General features: G+C 63.7%; 15 protein-coding genes and 6 pseudogenes. 12 read left to right on the top strand and 9 right to left on the bottom strand.

Translation table 11 applies throughout. The features are described 5' to 3' along the window. Positions 1 to 134 (top strand): annotated as a pseudogene (locus D5S18_RS35860) (beta-ketoacyl-ACP synthase); the annotation flags it as partial. Positions 135 to 526: 392 nt separating this feature from the next. Here the strand turns inward: D5S18_RS35860 and D5S18_RS22635 are convergent. The 3 genes and pseudogenes from D5S18_RS22635 to D5S18_RS22625 all read right to left on the bottom strand — a co-directional run bounded on the left by D5S18_RS22635 (position 527) and on the right by D5S18_RS22625 (position 2,447). After that, positions 527 to 754 carry a hypothetical protein gene (locus D5S18_RS22635; RefSeq protein WP_147404087.1) on the bottom strand — a complete coding sequence of 76 codons (228 nt, stop codon included), beginning with the start codon at positions 752 to 754 and terminating at the stop codon, positions 527 to 529. A gap of 514 nt (positions 755 to 1,268) precedes the next feature. Then, a pseudogene (locus D5S18_RS22630) lies at positions 1,269 to 1,745 on the bottom strand (integrase); the annotation flags it as partial. A 336-nt stretch (positions 1,746 to 2,081) separates the two neighbouring features. Continuing rightward, positions 2,082 to 2,447, bottom strand: a complete 366-nt coding sequence (locus tag D5S18_RS22625; protein ID WP_120043088.1) for a hypothetical protein — start codon at positions 2,445 to 2,447, stop codon at positions 2,082 to 2,084. 312 nt (positions 2,448 to 2,759) lie between these two features. On the opposite strand from D5S18_RS22625, the pseudogene D5S18_RS35855 reads away from it, so the two are divergent. Beyond that, positions 2,760 to 2,981, top strand: a pseudogene (locus tag D5S18_RS35855) (GIY-YIG nuclease family protein); the annotation flags it as partial. Between the two features lie 558 nt (positions 2,982 to 3,539). Here D5S18_RS35855 and D5S18_RS22615 read toward each other — a convergent pair. Further along, entirely contained in the window at positions 3,540 to 4,706 is a 1,167-nt protein-coding gene (locus D5S18_RS22615) for a nucleotidyl transferase AbiEii/AbiGii toxin family protein (protein ID WP_120043086.1), read from the bottom strand. After that, positions 4,703 to 5,353 carry a hypothetical protein gene (locus D5S18_RS22610; RefSeq protein WP_120043085.1) on the bottom strand — a complete coding sequence of 217 codons (651 nt, stop codon included), beginning with the start codon at positions 5,351 to 5,353 and terminating at the stop codon, positions 4,703 to 4,705. The genes D5S18_RS22615 and D5S18_RS22610 overlap by 4 nt, the downstream gene beginning before the upstream one ends. 263 nt (positions 5,354 to 5,616) lie before the next feature. On the opposite strand from D5S18_RS22610, the pseudogene D5S18_RS22605 reads away from it, so the two are divergent. After that, positions 5,617 to 6,782: pseudogene (locus D5S18_RS22605) on the top strand (IS3 family transposase). Positions 6,783 to 6,851: 69 nt separating this feature from the next. On the opposite strand, the gene D5S18_RS35420 reads toward D5S18_RS22605, so the two are convergent. Both D5S18_RS35420 and D5S18_RS22595 read right to left on the bottom strand, forming a co-directional pair. After that, positions 6,852 to 7,202 carry a hypothetical protein gene (locus D5S18_RS35420; RefSeq protein WP_203236872.1) on the bottom strand — a complete coding sequence of 117 codons (351 nt, stop codon included), beginning with the start codon at positions 7,200 to 7,202 and terminating at the stop codon, positions 6,852 to 6,854. Between the two features lie 428 nt (positions 7,203 to 7,630). Further along, a complete protein-coding gene (locus D5S18_RS22595; protein ID WP_158607931.1) occupies positions 7,631 to 8,878 on the bottom strand; it encodes an MFS transporter in 1,248 nt (415 codons plus the stop codon). A gap of 548 nt (positions 8,879 to 9,426) precedes the next feature. Between D5S18_RS22595 and D5S18_RS35850 the strand changes: the two are divergent. The 5 genes and pseudogenes from D5S18_RS35850 to D5S18_RS22580 all read left to right on the top strand — a co-directional run. After that, positions 9,427 to 9,547: pseudogene (locus tag D5S18_RS35850) on the top strand (DUF6444 domain-containing protein); the annotation flags it as partial. After that, positions 9,531 to 9,656, top strand: a complete 126-nt coding sequence (locus D5S18_RS36150) for a hypothetical protein (RefSeq protein ID WP_282434872.1) — start codon at positions 9,531 to 9,533, stop codon at positions 9,654 to 9,656. The pseudogene D5S18_RS35850 and the gene D5S18_RS36150, both read left to right, overlap by 17 nt. Before the next feature lie 21 nt (positions 9,657 to 9,677). Continuing rightward, positions 9,678 to 9,992: pseudogene (locus D5S18_RS36435) on the top strand (IS66 family transposase); the annotation flags it as partial. After that, positions 9,989 to 10,333, top strand: coding sequence for a hypothetical protein (locus tag D5S18_RS22585; RefSeq protein ID WP_120043083.1), 345 nt, complete (start codon positions 9,989 to 9,991; stop codon positions 10,331 to 10,333). The pseudogene D5S18_RS36435 and the gene D5S18_RS22585, both read left to right, overlap by 4 nt. A 253-nt stretch (positions 10,334 to 10,586) precedes the next feature. Further along, positions 10,587 to 11,147: a hypothetical protein gene (locus tag D5S18_RS22580; RefSeq protein ID WP_147404085.1), complete on the top strand. Its 561-nt coding sequence runs from the start codon at positions 10,587 to 10,589 to the stop codon at positions 11,145 to 11,147. Between the two features lie 216 nt (positions 11,148 to 11,363). Here D5S18_RS22580 and D5S18_RS22570 read toward each other — a convergent pair whose 3' ends face one another. Next, a complete protein-coding gene (locus D5S18_RS22570; RefSeq protein WP_120043081.1) occupies positions 11,364 to 11,564 on the bottom strand; it encodes a hypothetical protein in 201 nt (66 codons plus the stop codon). A gap of 579 nt (positions 11,565 to 12,143) precedes the next feature. Then, complete coding sequence (locus tag D5S18_RS22565; protein ID WP_120043080.1) at positions 12,144 to 13,019, bottom strand: CE1 family esterase; 876 nt, start codon at positions 13,017 to 13,019, stop codon at positions 12,144 to 12,146. Between the two features lie 621 nt (positions 13,020 to 13,640). On the opposite strand from D5S18_RS22565, the gene D5S18_RS22555 reads away from it, so the two are divergent. Genes D5S18_RS22555 through D5S18_RS22540 form a run of 4 tightly spaced genes read left to right on the top strand, consistent with a single transcriptional unit; the run spans position 13,641 to position 18,240 of the window. Continuing rightward, positions 13,641 to 14,900 (top strand): ABC transporter substrate-binding protein, encoded by a 1,260-nt coding sequence (locus D5S18_RS22555; protein ID WP_239003942.1) that lies wholly within the window; start codon positions 13,641 to 13,643, stop codon positions 14,898 to 14,900. Continuing rightward, positions 14,887 to 15,762: an amino acid ABC transporter permease gene (locus D5S18_RS22550; RefSeq protein WP_120043077.1), complete on the top strand. Its 876-nt coding sequence runs from the start codon at positions 14,887 to 14,889 to the stop codon at positions 15,760 to 15,762. The genes D5S18_RS22555 and D5S18_RS22550 overlap by 14 nt, the downstream gene beginning before the upstream one ends. Further along, a complete protein-coding gene (locus D5S18_RS22545; protein WP_120043076.1) occupies positions 15,755 to 16,522 on the top strand; it encodes an amino acid ABC transporter ATP-binding protein in 768 nt (255 codons plus the stop codon). The genes D5S18_RS22550 and D5S18_RS22545 overlap by 8 nt, the downstream gene beginning before the upstream one ends. After that, on the top strand, positions 16,519 to 18,240 hold the full coding sequence (locus D5S18_RS22540; protein ID WP_120043075.1) for an aminotransferase class V-fold PLP-dependent enzyme: 1,722 nt from the start codon (positions 16,519 to 16,521) through the stop codon (positions 18,238 to 18,240). Before D5S18_RS22545 ends, D5S18_RS22540 begins: the two co-directional genes overlap by 4 nt. Positions 18,241 to 18,242: the final 2 nt, after the last annotated feature.

Below are 18,242 nucleotides of genomic sequence, written 5' to 3'. Positions count from 1 at the left end.
TGGACAACCAGGATCCGGAGATCGATCTGGATGTGGTGCACGGCGAGGCTCGCCGCCAGGAGATCGATTACGCGATCAACAATTCCTTCGGGTTCGGTGGGCACAATGTCGCGCTCGCCTTCGGACGGTACTGAAGCAGCCTGCCTATAGAACGAGATCGCCTGCGGGGTCAGACCGCGCCCTATGGTCTGACCCCGTCAAGGTGTTCCAATTTACTCATAGTTGCCGCAATGACCGCACCCTCTTCTCGCCAACGAGCCGATCACACTGCCGCGCACCAACGGATGACAACGGCGCAATATCGCTCTACGAACGGTAGGCAGCAGTAGTACGCCCCTTCCATCCACAGTCCGGAGCACAGCTGGCTCGGAAAGCTGTGCTGATCCCAGGCTGGGCCTTGCCCGATCACCGAACTGGCGCAATGCCTGGCCACCCGCACCCACGCCATTGCGACGGATACAGACCCTCTCTGTGAATTTGGCGGGTGCATCGGCATCTGCGCCGTCTCCTCCAGTGAACAGCTTGTTCATAGACGCTCACCGGGGTCGCCACCTTCGAGTTGACACACGAACCAGGCCAGATCGGCCCGCAGGTCATCGACCATGTAGTCGAGGGTATTGCTCGACTTGACCAGCGACCTCTCCACAATCGGGCCAGCATCGACGAGCCATCGGTCAATGAATCTCAAAAGCCTGGCGAGCTCGTCGGCGTCTGCGGCTGCGAGGCAAACTCTCGGATCCTCGGGCGTGGGCATCATGGACCACCTTTTGTCGGCGATATTCCTCATCGGTCGGCTTACTTTGACGCGAGAAGACCACAATCGCCACCACAATCTGAGGGCACCACCGTGACCGATACATGTCAAACCCCGTGACGCCGTTCAGGCCACGAATCGCGAGACGTGGCTAATCGAACTCGAACCGTTCCTGCCCCGCCTCGAGCAGGACCACGATGATATGGTCGCCGGCTGACTCTGCCCACAGCAGTGGCTCCACCAAGCTGATCGTTCCGGTCCGTATTGCCTAGCAGTGGTGACAAGATTTGAACCTGCAACCTTCTGGGGATTAGCGCAGCGAGATCATGCCCTGTTGGCTCAAGTCAAGATGCGCGCATCCGCCGGTTCGTTGCCGCAGCTGAGAATGCGCGCGGTGGGTGTGGTCTGCGCGAGGGTGCGATGGTGGGTGCGGCCTTTTCTTCTGCTCGACGTAGGAGCCGTCGTTGCTGCGGCCCGGCCGTGATCGGGTGAAGGTCAGTTGCCGTCTCTCGCAGCTGCGCACCGGGATCTGCGACTTCAACAACGACCCCGGCTTGGTATGCGAGCGGCCTTTGAGCTCCCGGCGCTTGCGTTCCGGCGCCAGCCTGCGGTCGATGGTCGCCGCCGACATCCCCACCAGCGAATCCGCTGCGGCATCACTGATCTCGAGTTCCCCGAACCGCCGCAACGTCACCACCAGGTCACCCAGCGTCGGAGCCAACCGCTTCCCTGTCGGCATACCCAACACCGCCCAGCAGAACACCAGTCCCGCAACAACATCCGGACCGTACTTCGGCGGCCGAGGGGTCCGCGGGGTCACCACCTTCGGTTTCACAGCCTGCGCCAACGCTTTTCGCGCATGATTGCGATGCCAGCACGTCGTCGCGCACAACTCGTCGAGAATGCGCCCCTTACCGGCCTTGTCCGCCCGCCGATACCGGGTCGCGATCGCCCTCGTCACAGCCTTGCGTTGACTCAAGGTCAGCTCCATCGCCCAGGACCTACCGGACCAGCCACTACCGGCCCCGCAGGCACGCCGACGCGCGCATTCTCATCTGAGGCAACGACCGAATCGATGCGCGCACTTTTGACGAGTCAACTCGCATGCTTGACCGGCCGCAGATGCGAGGGCTACCGTCCTCCACATGAACCCCTACAGCCTGGCTGTAGGCGGAGAAAATGTGTCAAAGTCCCTGATGGCGCACTTTGAAAATGCCCCTGACCAGCGAAAATTGTTCGCAAGGTCGGGGGCATTTTAACGTTTGCTGGCCCAAAAGGTCCATCATGGGTCCACCATCGACGCAAAACAACAGGTCGCAACGGGTAGCTATGCGCTCTTCCGCCTCAGCGCGGTCCTGTTATCCACCTCACGATCGCGCGCCGCGTAGTGCTTGTTCGCCACGACCTCCGAGTTGCCCAACTGGGCGGCTGCGGCACCGATCCCGGCGGCCTTGCGGACGTCGGTGCCGACACGGTGCCTGATCTGGGTGGGGGTGATGTCGGTGAAGCTGGTTCCCCGTACGTCGCGCCATGTCCCACGGAAGTTGCTCGGGTTCCAGCCCTTGCCGCGAGGTGACGGGATGATCAGATCGTCATCGGACTCGATGCCATAGGCGACAAGTTTCCGGATAGCCTCGATCCCGCGATCGGACAACGCGAGGCGGCGCTGTGATGCGGGGCCGCCGTCGGTCATCGCCAGATCGATCGTCGGCCGGGCCGCGCATCGTCTGGGACTTTGGCCTCGCGGATGGCGTGAAGCCGAGGCAGCGCACCTTGTCGGTGGCGGCGGCGCTCGAACAACTGCCGTGGCGGCCCGGCTACAGGGGGGGGACGGAAAACATTGGTGCGCAGCGATTCCGGGTGGAGACACTCATCGCCAAAAGGAAACCGACCACTCTACCTGCGGTGATAGCTATTCCGTCTGTCGGTCGGGCGTGCGACCATCCGTAAGCAGTTCAGTTGCGGACAGCACTGGAACCATACCGGCACAAAGGGATTCACAGTCATGGGATACGTCTACGCATTTCGTCTCGGCAAACTGGAACAGTACAAGATCGGCCAGACCACGACGACACCGGAGAAACGCCGCTCATCAGCGCAAACCTCGTGCTCGGAACGGCTGACCGTGTTCGGCGCCATCGAAACAGACGAATACAAGGCCCTCGAGAAATACATCAAGGACCGGTGGGGACACCGGCGCAGCACCGAGGGCGGTACCGAGATCTACCACCTCACCGAACCCGAAGCCACGGGACTGTTCTCGGCGGCCCGCGCCTGGGTCATCGACGAGTTGCCCAAACTGCTGCGTGCCGCCGAACTCGAAGCCCTGCAACCGGATCCGGCTGTCCTGCCCAGCGACCAGACGACCCGCGCGTTGCGCGGTCAATGGATCAAACTGCACGACGAGGAGATTCGCGCCAAGCAGGAATACGACGAGGCCGCCGCGACGCGCGCACGAGTGGAGAGCGAACTCAAACTCGCAATCGGCACCGCCAGCGGCATCGAGGAAGTGGCGAGCTGGAAGGTCGGGGTCAAGAGCCGCCGTATCAGCGGCGACCTGGTCAAAGAGCGCGAACCGGACCTCTACGAACAGGCGCTGGTGTCGACGTTGAGTGCCGAGAAGTTCAAGGCGCTGCTGATCGACCTGGAGCGCGAACGCGAGTACGAAAGCTTCCAGGAAGTCCGTCTCACCCGCAATTTCAGATCACCGAGTGATCCCCACCGTGGAGTTGGAACGCGAGAATCGGGGACTGCGCATGACTTCCAGGGTTGCAGCTCCGCCAACTCAGGGCTGCCGGGCCAGACATCGCGCAATTTGGCGCGGATCGGCGTGGCCGCCCGGGATCCGGTCGGCCGGCAGCCGCGCCACCAGATCCGCAGCTTGGCTCATCGAGCAACTCGCACCGAAGAGTTCGCAGACCAGCACGATGCGTTCGGCGACCGAATGACGCGAGTCGGCGAACCATCGGGCGAGGCCGGTCATGCCGTCGCATGAAAGTACTTCGCGCAGGGCGGGCAGTTCGTGGCGGCAGTGCTCGGTCAGCAGCGGCAGGAGCCGGCTCGGGCCGGACTCGAACGTCGGCGCCAGCGCGACCACGAGTCGCCAAACGAACTGCTCGTGCGCGCCGCTGAGAAGCGGGTGCTCGCCGGCGAAGGCATGCCAGTCGACATCGTTGGCGACCGGGATGATCGCGTCCAGCGGGGCGCCGAGGGCAAAAAGAGCGGGAAGGTGGCAGGACCGCAAAGCCTCGTCCAGAAGATTGCCGGGTAGCCGGCACCGTTCCGCCAGCAGGACGGCATCGTAGAGATCCTTGCCCAGTGGACCAGGCTTGCCGGCGTCGTGATCCTCCTCGTCCGCCTCGAGGTTGAAGTGGCTCCGGGCGTCGGCGACGAGCCAGGCGATCTTCCACGCCAGCGACTGCCGTGCGGTCACGGCCAGCAGCATCATCGGCGGGCCAGGCAGGCTCGACCGCGGGATCGGTGTCAGTTCCGGCGGATCGTGCAGGGGCTCGTCGAATGCGAAATCGATCTGCACGGTGCCCACCCGTCCATGCCCGTGCCAGGACAGGATCAACCGGGTGCCTTCCAGGCCGCCGTAGCGGTAATCTTCACCGATCTCGCCGCGCCACATCCGGCGATCGATGAAGACCGTACTGCCCGGACGACGGGACATCGCCACAGCATCGGAGACGAGATCGTCGAACATCTCCTCCGCCGATGGCTCGTCGGGGCGCTGCCGCCTGTGGTGCACGACGAAGTCCAGGTCGCCGGGCTCCCGCGCCCACGCCCCGAACCACGCCTTGGCCAACATGCTGCCACGCAGCACCAGACGCGGCGACCACGGCGACTCCGCGATCGCGGCCAGCACATGATCGATCGCCTCCCGCCGGGCGGCCACCCAGTCGGCACCGTCCTCGGACTCGGTGAAATACCAGGGCAGGGGCGCGGTCATAGCGGCAGCGCCGACTCAGCGATCCAGCCCTCGTCGACCGACTCGTTCGTGTCGATTACCACGAATTCCCGCTCGACGGACAGTATTCGGTAATCCGGCAACACCGCCAGCAGATCCGCCAGCCGGGCCTCAGCGGTCCGGTTGCCCACCCCCCGGCAGCGCTGGGTGACGAACCGCTCAGTCCGGCCGTCCGGCCGGACCCGTCGCGCATTCGCGGACACGTGCGCTCGGTGGCCGGTGACCGCTTCGGCCAGCTGTTCGGGTACCGCGTCGGCGGGCAGCAATAGTTTGAGGTGATGTTCGAAGTAGTACTGCGGCCCCAGGACCGCGGCCTCGTTGTCTGTGCCGGGGACGCCCTCGGCCCACGGCGTCGCCTCGAGCTTCACTCGCGTCACCTCGAAACCGGCCTCTGACAGCCCCGTAACCACCGTGTCGATCCAATCGCGCACCGCCCTGGCAGTGCCGGATCGACGCACGGTCAGCATCGGCTGATCAGGCGTTCGTCCGCGCAGCAACACGATGTGCGTGAATTTCATATCATGGTGCGCCGCATACCGTTCCAACGCTGCCGCCGTCCCAGGATCGGCCGACCCAACGGTGATATGTGCCTCGAAATCACCCCGCACCGCCGCCAACTCAACCTTCATCACCCCCTCATCGAAGCAGGGACTACCGACAATCCCAGCGTGTCCCGTCACCTCTGGGAACGGACGTCCCGCACGGGACAGACGGTCGAGCAGCGATGACTTTCCCACGCCGGACATCCCCGTCACCGGCACACGCTTCACACTGCAACAGAGCAAGGAAACCACCGATAAACGACGTCTGTCAGAAGTTGCGAGGGGGCTGCTGCAGGGATAGGTGACAACTGAGATGGCTTGCCGACAGGTCGGCCTGAGAGGATGTCGCAGTGCCCAAGCCGTATCCGAAAGAGTTCCGTGACGATGTCGTGCGGGTCGCCCGAAACCGTGACGAGGGGGTCACGCTGGAGCAGATCGCGGCCGATTTCGGGGTTCATCCGATGACGTTGTCGAAATGGATGCGCCAGTCCGACGTCGACGACGGGAACAAGCCCGGCACCACGCGCAGCGAGTCGGCCGAGTTGCGCGATGCCCGCCGCCGAATCCGGTTGCTGGAGCAGGAGAACGAGGTCCTGCGGCGCGCGGCGGCGTATCTTTCTCAGGCTCAGATCCAGGGAAAAGGCTCTACCCGCTCGTGAAAAAGCTTGCCGCCGAAGGGATTCCCGTGGCGGTGACGTGTCGGGTGCTGCAGCTCGCTCGCCAGCCCTACTATCGGTGGCCGGCCGATCCGGTGACCGTCGGCGAGGAAACCGAGGCGTATCGGGCCAACGCGTTGTTCGATGCGCACCGCGACGATCCCGAATTCGGATATCGATTCCTCCTCGACGAGGCCCGCGAAGCCGGTGAAACGATGGCCGAGCGGACCGCGTGGCGGATCTGCTCGAGCAATCAGTGGTGGAGCGTGTTCGGCAAGCCCCGGCGCGGCAAGAACGGCAGACCGGGCCCGCCCGTGCATGACGATCCGGTGCGGCGAAACTTCCATGCCGACGCACCAAATCGTCTGTGGCTCAGCGATATTACCGAACATTGGACTGGTGAAGGAAAGCTGTATCTGTGTGCGGTCAAGGACGTCTTCTCCAATCGGATCATCGGCTATTCGATCGATTCACGGATGAAGTCCCGACTGGCGGTGACCGCGGTGAACAATGCCGTCGCCCGACGCGGTGACGTGGCCGGTTGCGTTCTACATACCGACCGCGGAAGTCAGTTTCGCTCGAGACGATTCGTTCACGCACTCAACCGCCATCGCATGGCCGGATCCATGGGGCGCGTCGGTGCGGCCGGTGACAACGCCGCTATGGAAAGCTTCTTCAGCCTGCTGCAGCGCAACGTGTTGGACCGGCAGCGATGGGACACCCGCGAGCAGCTTCGGATCGCGATCGTCACCTGGATCGAACGCACCTACCACCGCCGACGCCGACAAGCCCGCCTCGGCCGGTTGACCCCGATCGAATTCGAAACCATCACGACCCCAGCAGCCCGACAGGCTGCTTAACCACTGTCACCCGATCCTGCAGCAGCCCCCAAGGCTCCGAACTCATCGGATACACCGATCTCGAGCACGCTATCTCCCAAGTTCTCCGGGCCGGCTGCCGACCACTACACCAGCTCGATCGAGTGCCCGCAAACGGTGATTCGCGAGTCGACCAGCGAGGCGCACGGGTTGAGCCTGGCGCCGCGATCTGTGCTGTTCAACGAAGCTATCTCCACTTCTCGATCTCGTTGGCGCCCAGCTCTGGCCGTCGCCGAAGCCGGTTCGGTCCAGTGCCATCAAATCGATGCCGTGCCTGGCGTTGACCTTGACGGTGTTCTCCCCGGTCAGCACGGCTTCGGTGTATCCGAGGAGTTCTGCGATCCGTACGAAGTCTTCCCGCGACTTCGCCTCGATCTCCAGGTAGGGGGAATCATCGGCCACTCGTCGATCTCGAGCTGAGCGCCATCGAGCCGGATCGAGAATCACCCTCGGTGAATGTCACCGGGTGCCGTCATACTCGCGGCCGTGGACAATCCGTTTCCTGAACCTCCCGGCTTGTGCTCGACCACAGTCTGGAGGCGGATCTTGCGCGCGAACTGAGTCCTCTACCCACAGTGCTCCGCCTCGGCCACGCGAGCCGTCGATGCGATCCCTATTCGGATACTCAGGGCACAAGCGGAATCGACGCATTGTTCGATGTCTTCACCGAACGTAACTGGTCAGGTGTGTCGCGGGGTGTGTCGTTCGGGTTGTCGGATGATGGTGGGGCAGGCTGTGTTTCGTGTCCCGGCCGACCTATGACGAGCTCGCTCCGCCGGTGTGGACCAAGGCACTCCGATGGTCATCAGCGAGCAGCGTAGTTCTCGCCGCTACGTCGGAGTGCCTTTCGTGACCACGTGTGGTGTATCAATTGTGTCGATTTCGTCATTTTTGATCATCATCAGTGGGATCATGCTCATAAGGCACAAGATTCCTGCAATGGCGAATACGGATCGGGCGCCTATGACATCCATTAACGCGCCACCTGCGAAGGTGCCGACAGGTTGAAACATTCGCGTCGATGCACCCCAGCTTGAAACTACCGCACTCAGGCGGTCAGCCGGGGCTATTCGGATTCGGGTAGTCGCGAAGGCGGGATTGAAGATGCCAGCACTGAATACGGTAGCGGTTTCAAGGCATAGGACCGACAGCATTACATGGGGTCCGGCAGGGACTGCCGCGATGGGGAGTAGCCAGAGGCAGCGCCCAACACCTGCAGTTTTCAATAGCCACTTGCGAGGGACAGAGTTCAGGATGCGCCTGGTCAATAGTCCGGCTAGTACTCCACCCGCGCACGGTAAGCCGAGAACCAAGCCGTACTGCCAAGCACTCAATCCCAGTTCTTGCACCAAGAACAGTGCGAGGACCGGCGAAATAGCGAGTTGCGGTACACCGAAGAGCTGGGCGTTTATATACAAGAGTTGAAGTGGGCGGTTTGCCCAGATCGTCTTGAGCCCGAGCAGCACCATAACCGAATTCGAGGATTTCGGCGGGGATGAGGGTTCGCATGCTGTTCTGATCTGTGCGATAGAAACCGCTGAAAGGCAAAACGAGAGCGAGTTTCCGAGCAACGTCCACTCGGGTCCGATGGCGGAGGTTATGAAGCCACCTAGAGGAGGACCTGCCAGCTGGGCTGTCCAAAAGACCGCTTCTTGGCGACCGTTCGCCCAATCGAGCCGGTCAGCAGCCACTACTTTGAGGAGAGGTGCTGTTGCGCTCGTGACCAAAATTGCGGACGACAATTCTATCGAGTCTACGAGCCACAAGTGCAAAAGGGACATATGCCCGACCCGCATTGCTATAGCAAGAGAAAGCACTGCCACTGCGCAGAGAATATCTAGCCGCAGGAGTACGAGCCGTTTTCTCCACCGGTCTACCTTTGAACCTACTGTAAACGCAACGACCGCCGCGGTCGCGCTGGCGGCACCAAGCAAGAGCCCCATGCTCGTCCCATGAACATGCACTCGGGTCATTGCTATCCAAGCAACCACTCCGCTAGCGAGAAGTGACCCGAATAGGCTGACTGTATACGAGACAAACAGGCGATGATAGTCGGCAGGATTGTAGGCGTCTGTCAACGCTATACATCTTTCGTGGCTAGCCGGGTCAGGTGGTTGATCAGTGCTGGTCCTGAATCGTAGTCCAGAGGGGCTCCCGCCAAGGGACTTTGAACGATATGTGCATAAGCATTTTCTAAGTTGCTGCTCGTAAGGTGGTGTCCCGCGATCATCCCACCGAATAGATAGCGTGCGGATAGAAGCTCGCCGGTGACGAGCTGGGGATTATATCGCAAGTCGTACTGATCGAGTGTGCGCGCCGTCGAGTCGACGATTCCACTCGGAATAATAGTGTCTGAGTGTCTATCTAGAACGCGGAGCAGTTGCAGCTCCCACGATAGGCGCCGGGCAGCGACTGTGGTCAATCCATGCCAGCGAGAGAGCATTGCTGCTGCAGTATTTCTGAAGCATCCCATTTCTTCCTGTTCGAAGTTTTCCGGGTGTCACCGTGCAATGCTCTACTAGCGTGCTTCTCGATGGTCCAAAGAAAATTCTGGCCCAGTACGAATGCGCACTCTTCTGACCACAGACCCTGCCTGCTCAGTGCGTTCTTAACTATCTCGCGGCGACGGGTGGGAACCAACTCGCGGAACTCGTCGAAGCCGCCCTCGGCCGACGGGGCCGGCCAAACCCGCGCCGAAGTCGCTGCGGCGGCGCTCCGGACGTGGACCCGGTGGGCAGCCCCGCCACCACCCCGATCCTGGACGCCGACGCCCTCGACGAACAGATCCGGCTCTACCGCGACGCGGCCCGCATCGGTGTCGCCGAAACCAGCGCGCGCTCCACGAAAGTCATGTGAAAACACAACGCGCTCGCCCGCAGGCTGCTCGAGCGGCAAGACGACTACCTGCGTTTCACCACCGACACCCGGATCCCGCCGGACAACAACGGCTCCGAACGCGACATCCGCATGATCAAAATAGGCAGAAGGTCTCCGGCTGCCTGCGCACCCTCACCGGAGCCGAACAGTTCTGTGCCATCCGCAGCTACCTATCCACCGCCGCCAAACACGGCCACCAATTCCTCGAAGTCCTCGTCATGCTCGCCGAGGGCCGACCATGGATGCCCGCATAACCTGACCAGTTACCACCGAACAAGCCTCGAAATGCCGGGCCGAAGAGGAGGCGCACCATGATGCGGTCCATCCGCAGGGCGATGCCCGGGGACGGTAAGCGCCTTCGCGCGCTTCGGCTCAAGGCCCTGCGCGATGCGCCGGAAGCCTTTCTCGAGACCTACGACGACGCGGCCGGCTTGAGCGCCGCAGAGTGGGAAGCGCGCATCGAACGCTACCGGCAACCGGGGCGGCAGCTCCTTGTCGTGGGAGAGGCCGACGGGGTTTGGTCCGGTACGGCGGGTGCGTTCTTGGACAGCGAACGCGACACTGCGGATCTCACTCTTCCGGCTCGGCCGCAGGATCGGTGGGCGATGATCTGGGGCATGTTGGACCAGCGCGAACGCCACGCTGCTGCGCGGTGACCGAGAGGGCGCGCTGTCGGTGTACGTGCGGCAGGCCACCAAGCCGATTCCGCCGTGTGTCGCAGGCGAACTCGACGAACGACGCCACCTTCCCGATGGCGCGATCGTCGATACCGATTACACCTGGTATGAGATCGAGGGGGTTCGCACCCTTACCCGCGACGCCACCGCTTATCTGCCCGACGGATCCGTCGTTCACGCGAAGACCACTGATCAAGCCGCTGATGGCAGCGGCCGTATCCGAGTCGTCCCCTTGGCCATCGATGAACTCGTCGCGCTCGTGACCGATCCCGAACTACGCATCAGCGCGCCGGTTCCGCCCGGAACGTCGAGCCCGCCCGAGGTCTGCCTTCGCTTCTCGAAAACCGGCGCGGTGATCGATCAGGCCCTGGCTCGTCGATGGAATGCGGTGCTGGCGCAGATCCCGCTTGACGGTGTGCCCCTGGACCGGCCATTGGGGGCGCTGCTGCAAGGTGAGAGGGGCCGCGGCGTGTGCCAGGCGGTTCACGTATCCACGCCCGGCCTGCAATCACGGTTGGCCATCGTGATCAGCACCGAGCAACCCCTGCCGCAGGAGTCCGATACATCCTCCTACGGCGGCGCGAGGCGGCGGCTGCCCGACGGGACTCTGGTCGAGACCCGCGAAGTGCGAAGTGCGGCACCGGCGTCCACGCCGCGAACCGACCGCACGGTCACCGTCACCCACCCGTCCGGGACACAGGTCGCAATCTCCTTCGCCGACGCACCCGCCGAGCTTCTGCCGTTGGCGCAGTTCGAGGAGATCGCACTGAATCCGGGACTCGAAGTGTCGTGATGAGAACGATCCGTGCTGACTTCAGTCAGCCGGGGTGAGCGATAGGGTCAAATATCGCGCGTATTCGGCGCGGACGGCTGCGGCGTGACGCATGGAGCGACGAGCCACCGCGCCGGGCCTCACGGATCCGTGCCTCCTTCGGGCACCCCAGCACACAGTGCTCGCCCACAACCACCCCCTCGCCGAACTGCACCTCCCCACGCAGATCCGCCGGATTCATGACGCGGCGCCCGCCTGGTCGACCAGCCAGTCGACGGTCACCATGATCGCTTCGTCCTCCGCTCCCACGAATCGAACCCGACAACCGTATGCAACAGAGTCGACAGCCGCCTCAGCGGCAATGGGATACGACACCGCCCCATCCCGATCACCGTGAACGATCAACGTCGAAACCCGACTGGCCAGGAACACATCCATCGGCCGGATCTGATCGCCCGGGTCGCGGATCCGTCGCGCGACTATGTGGACGCGGGCATGGCGTTGGCGGAGTCGGTGACCGACCCGATCGTGTGGATCGGGCAGGGTCCAGTGACCAACCTCGCCGAAATATTGGCGTCATCCCTGGATCGCGGAGAAGCTGCTGGTGTTCCAGCAGGGCGGCTGGTTGCGGACCTACCGGGACAAGACCAGGACTTCCCACAATCTGCGAGTGGATGCGGTTTCGGCGGGGATCGGGTTGCGAATGGTCGACCGGCCCGTATCTGGTGCTGTCCGATCACACGGGCTGCCCCGCGATCCGTGTCACCGAGAATGGTTCCCTCTACAGCGACTTCATCGGCCACTCCCGACACGGGCCACATCCGTTGACGATGCCACCTCGAATCCGATCGTAGCCATCAGGTTGTAAGCAACTCGGATAACGGCTCCCACCGGTAATCGGCGATCTTCGAGTCCTATCGACAAAGTCCCGTTCGCGATGCACTTTCGAAGCGACCGCCGCAGGAGACAGCGGCATGTCGATCGACCGCGAATTCCATCCGGCTCAAGCGATATGGGTCATTTGCCCAACCCGAAATAGTCCGATACCACCGAGGCGGCCACCAACCCACCGCCGACCGTCGCGTCGGGCCGCAGCAGGCGGGGGCGCGGACCCGGGATCTCGTGGCGGCCCCCGACGATCGTGTAACCGGTCACCGGCGCACAGCCCTCCTCTCGATAATCGGTGCGCCCCACCCACCCACGAGCGGTCCTGATCCACGCGAACGTCGGTGGGGACTCGATGCCGTTACGAACAGCGAACCAACGCAACGTGTCCGGAGCCGACAGGTGCGGCCCTTTGCCGAACAAGACCCTTCGTTGCGTTGGTGAACAGCGAAATCCGACCGTGCCTCCGCCCCAGGGTGCCAGCGGATCGGCGGTGCCGTGGAAGGCCAGGATCGGCACGCCCGCCGACCGACTCTCGTTGAAGGCACGGTTACCGGGCGCGGGAAGCGTGCTCGAAATCAACGCCGCCCCGGCCACCAGACCCGGTGCGTCACACACCAACCGGATAGCCATCTGCCCACCGAGCGAGAACCCCACAACGAACACACGACCTACATCCACCGCCAACTCCGACACGAGATGACGGATCAGCTCCCGCAGGAACCCGACATCATCGACCCGTTTGACGCGCCGCGACAACATCACCGCCCGCCGCGCCGAATTCCACTCCCGCGCGACACCATTCGGATACACCACCATGGCACCGGCCGTCGTGAGGGCGTCGAACGAACCACCCGAGTACCGCCGAATCGAGTCCGCCGTATCGCGAAAACCGTGCAGGACAAGCACCAACGGTGCCGCCTCCGCGACCCACCGCGAACGAACGACGGTATAGGTCCGGCGCTCGGCGCCACAACCGAGCGAACCACGAACGACGACAGGGTCCATACCTGGAGAGCGCGTCCTCACGGAGACGAGTCTGGCCCCGTCCCGCCTGGGCACGCCGGCTGCGACTCGCCTTGATCAGCTACGAATTGCCCAAAGCCGGCCACTATCCGCGCGTGTGGGGCGGATGCTTCTTGACTTGCGGCGAAGGCACGGTCAGCGTCTCCGTTGCGAGCCCTCGTAGGGCGGATGCCGACTCGGGCGAGCAGGCGCGCACCGAAGCCCAGAGCACGGCGCCGCATCGAACATGCCCACAATGCAGCAACGCTGCGTAGTTTCTGCTCGGCGGCTGCCCATCGGGCGCTTGACGGCGTCGTATGAGAGCTTCTCGTCGGTCGGAAACGCGACTATCTCCGTCACGGTCGAACGATACGGACGAGTTGTCGTCAGCGACCCCCGGATCGGTACGAAACCTGTTGCAGTCACGGCACATCCGCTATCTCGAGGCCATTGACCGCAATCCGACGATCGGGATGCTAGCGGGTCGTCTCGAATTCACCTACTCCATCCGATCGCGTCGTCATCCGACGCGCTACGAGGCGGCGGCTGCGCGGGCCGACCGCGTGACCGCGTTGGTTGACACACTGCTGTACAACCGCACCCGGGGTGTGCGACACCTGTTCGGTGCGCTGGACCTGGCCGGCGGGTAGTCGTACCACATCCGCGACCGGGGCACTAGCCGCAGCCCAGGGCCAGATGCTGATAACCGGATCGCCACTGATGAGGCGGCGCTCGCGCCTGAACCATCTGCCCCAGCAACGCACCATGGACGAGCGTGGCGATGAGATCACCGGATACGACCTTCACGAAGGAGGTACAGACCCGCGCCGGTTCTTCGCGGATACGCGTGTCTCACCAGCTGAGAGCAAAATTCAACTCCCTGTTGAACTCTTCAACAACTGGGAGTACGTTCGCTGCCACACAAGAGAACGGAGGTCCGCAATGTCGCGAACCCACGCCCTGCCCCTCGCACTGGTGGGCGCCCTCGCCGGCTGTCTGGTCGCCTGCGCCGGTGAATCGACCAGCGGCTCAGGCACGTCCGAGGCAGCGAACTCCCCCATTCCCGACACGACCTCGATTATTTCGGCGGTGGCCAAGGACCCACAGCTGAATGCCGCGCTGCCTGCCTCGATCACACAGGCGGGCACACTGCACCTGGCTTCCTATGTCCAGTCCGCGCCCAATAACTTCTACGCCGCGGACGGCAAGACGCCGGTCGGCTACGAGGTTGATCTGTCCAAGGCGATCGCCGCGAAACTCGGTGTGGGTGTGGAGCATCAGGACATGGCGTTCGGATCGCTCATCACCAGTCTTCAGTCCGGTCGGGTCGACGCGACGATGGCGGCGATGAGCGATACCAAGGTGCGTCAGGAGCAGATCGACTTCGTCGACTACTTCACCTCGGGTATCGCGATCATGATCCGCAAGGGCGATCCGGATGCCATCAGCGGGCCGGATGCGTTGTGCGGCAAGGCGGTCGCGGTGGTGCAGGCCACCAGCCAGCAGAAGTTCGTCGCCGCGCAGAGCGGCAATTGCACACGGGCGGGCAAATCCGCGATCACCATTACCGAGACCGAGAGCGACAACCAGAACCAGACTCAGCTGCGCACCGGCCGAGTTCAGGCGATCGTCAATGATCTGCCGACTGCCGTCTATGTCTCGCGCACCGCGGGCGCGGGCAAGTTCTTCGACGTCGTGCCGGGCGAGCCGATCGACGGCGGCCCCTTCGGCATCGGTGTCGCCAAACAGAATCGGGCACTGACCGAGACCTTGCAGAAGGCCGTCAACGGACTGATCGCCGATGGCACCTACGGCAAGATCCTGCACGCGTGGGGCGTCGAGAAGGGAGCGATCAAGGAGGCCGTCGTCAATGGCGGAAACTGAGCTGCCGATTGTTCGGCTGCGGCATTGGGGGCGTTGGATCGCGGGCGGGGTCATCCTCGCCATGCTGGTGCTGCTGGGTGTCGCGCTGGCCAATGCCCGGATCGAATGGCCACGGGTGCCGGAGTTCCTCTGGTATCAGGTGATGCTTACCGGGTTGGTCAATACCATTGTGCTGGCGGTATTTTCGCAGGGCGTGTCGATCGTGCTCGGCATTGTCGTCGCCCTGCTGCGGCGCAGTGCGAACCCGGTGGCGCGATGGTTCGCGGGCGGCTACATCTGGTTGTTCCGCGGTCTGCCGGTGCTGTTGCAGATCCTGCTCTGGTACAACTTGGCGCTGGTCTTCCCGGTGATCGAGATCCCGTTGCTGCTGCACGCACAGACCAATACCGTGATCAGCGCGTTCACCGCGGCCTTCCTGGGTTTGGCGCTCAATGAGAGCGCCTATATGGCCGAGATCGTGCGCGCCGGGCTCAACAGCGTCGACCTCGGGCAGACCGAGGCGGCGAAGGCGATCGGCATGACTCCGGTGACGACGCTGCGCCGGATCGTGTTGCCGCAGGCCATGCGCATGATCATCCCGCCTACCGGCAATGACTTCGTCAATATGCTCAAGGGCACGTCGATGGCCTCGGTGATCGGCGTGACCGAATTGATCCACGCGGCCAACAACATCTCCTCCAGCAATCTGCTCGTCATGGAGACCCTGTTGGCCGCGGCAGGGTGGTACATGGTCGTGGTCACCATTGCCGGGCTGGGCCAGCATCAGCTCGAACGCGCCTTCGGCGCAGACCGATCGGGGGGCATGGCACGGGCCGCCAAGGCGCTGCGTGGCGTGCCGATGAAGCGGAGGACCCGTGTCTGACCCACTGTTGCGTGCGGTGAACGTGCGAAAGAGCTACGGCCACAATGAGATTCTCAGTGGAATAGATCTGGAGGTCCACAAGGGGCAGGTGGTCTGCCTGCTCGGACCCTCCGGCGCGGGCAAGAGCACGTTCCTGCGGTGCATCAACCACTTGGAAAGCATTGACGGCGGCCAGATCTGGGTCGATGGTGAGCCGATCGGCTTCCGACTGCGCAACGGCAAACTGCACGAGCTGCGCGAGCGCGAGGTCTCCCGCCAGCGCCGCGATATCGGCATGGTGTTTCAGCGCTTCAATCTGTTCGCCCACCGCACGGCGCTCGAGAATGTGATCGAGGGACCGGTCCGGGTGTTGGGGATCGACTCCGCGACCGCGGTTCGCCAGGGCTTGGAGCTGCTCGACCGAGTCGGTCTCGGCCCGCGCCGCGACGCCTACCCGGCGCAGCTCTCGGGCGGGCAGCAGCAGCGGGTGGCGATCGCGCGGGCGCTGGCCATGCGGCCCAAGCTACTGCTGTTCGACGAACCGACCTCGGCGCTGGATCCCGAATTGGTGGGCGAGGTGCTGGAGGTGATGAAAACGCTGGCGGAAGAGGGAATGACAATGGTTGTCGTGACTCACGAAATGAGCTTCGCCGCCGAGGCGGCGGACGAGGTGGTGTTCCTCGCCGATGGTGCGGTGCTGGAAACTGGGCCGCCCGCGCAGGTGCTGCGCGCGCCGAAACATGAACGCACGCAACAGTTTCTCGCCAGGATCCTACAGTGAACCCGGCCACGCGGATTTCGCCGCGTTATCTGTTGCAGTTCGGCGAGTCCGCGGGCTACCTCGATTTCGCGCGCTTCGGACCGCCCTCGCACGCGGTGCTCGAGACCACCGCGAACCTGCTGCACGAGTCCACCACGGCCGGTCCGGATACGGTGGATCAACTACTGCGGCAAGAGATTCGAGCGCGAGCCGCAGTGGCACGACTGTGTGGAACCGACACCGATCACACTGTCCTGCTGCCGAACACCAGCCTCGGGTTGTTCCAGGCGGCCTTCAATTTCGGTGGTGAGGTGCTGGTTTCGGCGTCGGAGTTCCCGGCGAACACCTACCCGTGGGCGCGTGCCGAGCAGGCAGGCCGCCGGGTGGTGCGACGACTGCCCGGCGGGTACGCGACACCGGAGGCGATCGAGGCCGGACTCACCGACGACATCACCGCGGTGAGTGTGAGCGCGGTGGACTTCCGCACCGGCTACCGCGCCGACCTGGCCGCGCTGCGAGAGGTGGTCGGCGACCGACTGTTGGTCGTCGACGGCATTCAGGGATTCGGTGTTACCGAGGAACCATGGCAGGTCGCCGACATTCTGGTGGTGGGCGGCCAGAAGTGGCTGCGCGCGGGTTGGGGCACCGCGTTCGCGGTGCTGTCGGACCGCGCTCTGGAGCGGATGGATCCGGTGCTCTCGGGCTGGTCCGGCGCGCGTGATCCGGGACTGTTCGACGACGAGATCCACCCGCCCGACCAGAGCGCGAGCGCGTGGTCACTGACCCATCTGAGCCCGATCACCGCCGGTGGATTCGCCGTGGCGCTGGAGTTGGTGGAAGAGGCCGGGCCTGCCGCGATCGCGGCCGGGATCGCGGAGCGGATCGGCGAATTCTCCGATGTGCTGGCGGGTTTCGATGCCGAGATCGTCTCCGCGGTGGACCGGCGCGCAGGCATCCTGGCGTTCACCATGCCCGGCCACTCCGCCGAATCGGTGGGTGCGGCGCTGAGCGCCGCGGGTATCTCCGCGACGGTCCGGCCCGAGCATGTGCGATTGTCCCCGCACGCCTCGACCCCGCCCGCCGCCGCGGACCTGCTGCGCTCGGCGCTGGGGACGCTGCGCCGACCACGCACCGCTTCGCCGCCGCCCACCGCCACCCACGATGTGCTGACCGCACTGATTCCGGCGGTGCCCAGCCTGGCCGCCATGCTCGGTCCGGGCACTGAGGTGCTGCTGCATGATCTGAGCAAACTGCCCGATTCGATCATCGCGATCGCGGGTGAGGTCACCGGACGCAGTCCCGGTGGCCCGATCACCGACCTGCTGCTTTCGCTGGTGCGTCGCAATACGACTCAGGATCTGACGAACTATCGCACCCACGGCCCGGACGGCCGCCCGATCCGCTCGTCGACCTTGTTCCTGCACGATACGCACGGCGTGGCGATCGGTTGCCTGTGCATCAACAGACTCGACACCGCCGCCCACACCACGACCGACGGACAGCCGATGGAATCGTTTGCGGCCGATGTCGACAGTCTGCAACGCTTCCTTGTCGATCGGGCTGTCGGGAAGGTCGGCATCCCGGCTGATTTGATGAAGAAGACGCACAAGGCGGCGGTCGTGCGCGAGTTGGACCAGGCCGGTTTTTTCCTGATCAAAGATGCTGTCGATCATCTGGCAGGCCGCCTCGATGTGACCCGCTACACGATCTACAACTACCTCAACGAGATCCGGGCCTGACC

This window comes from Nocardia panacis (genome assembly GCF_003598715.1).
Lineage (GTDB): Bacteria > Actinomycetota > Actinomycetes > Mycobacteriales > Mycobacteriaceae > Nocardia > Nocardia panacis.
The sequence above is the reverse complement of the archived record's forward strand: the minus strand, read 5'-3'. Positions and strand labels throughout refer to the sequence as shown.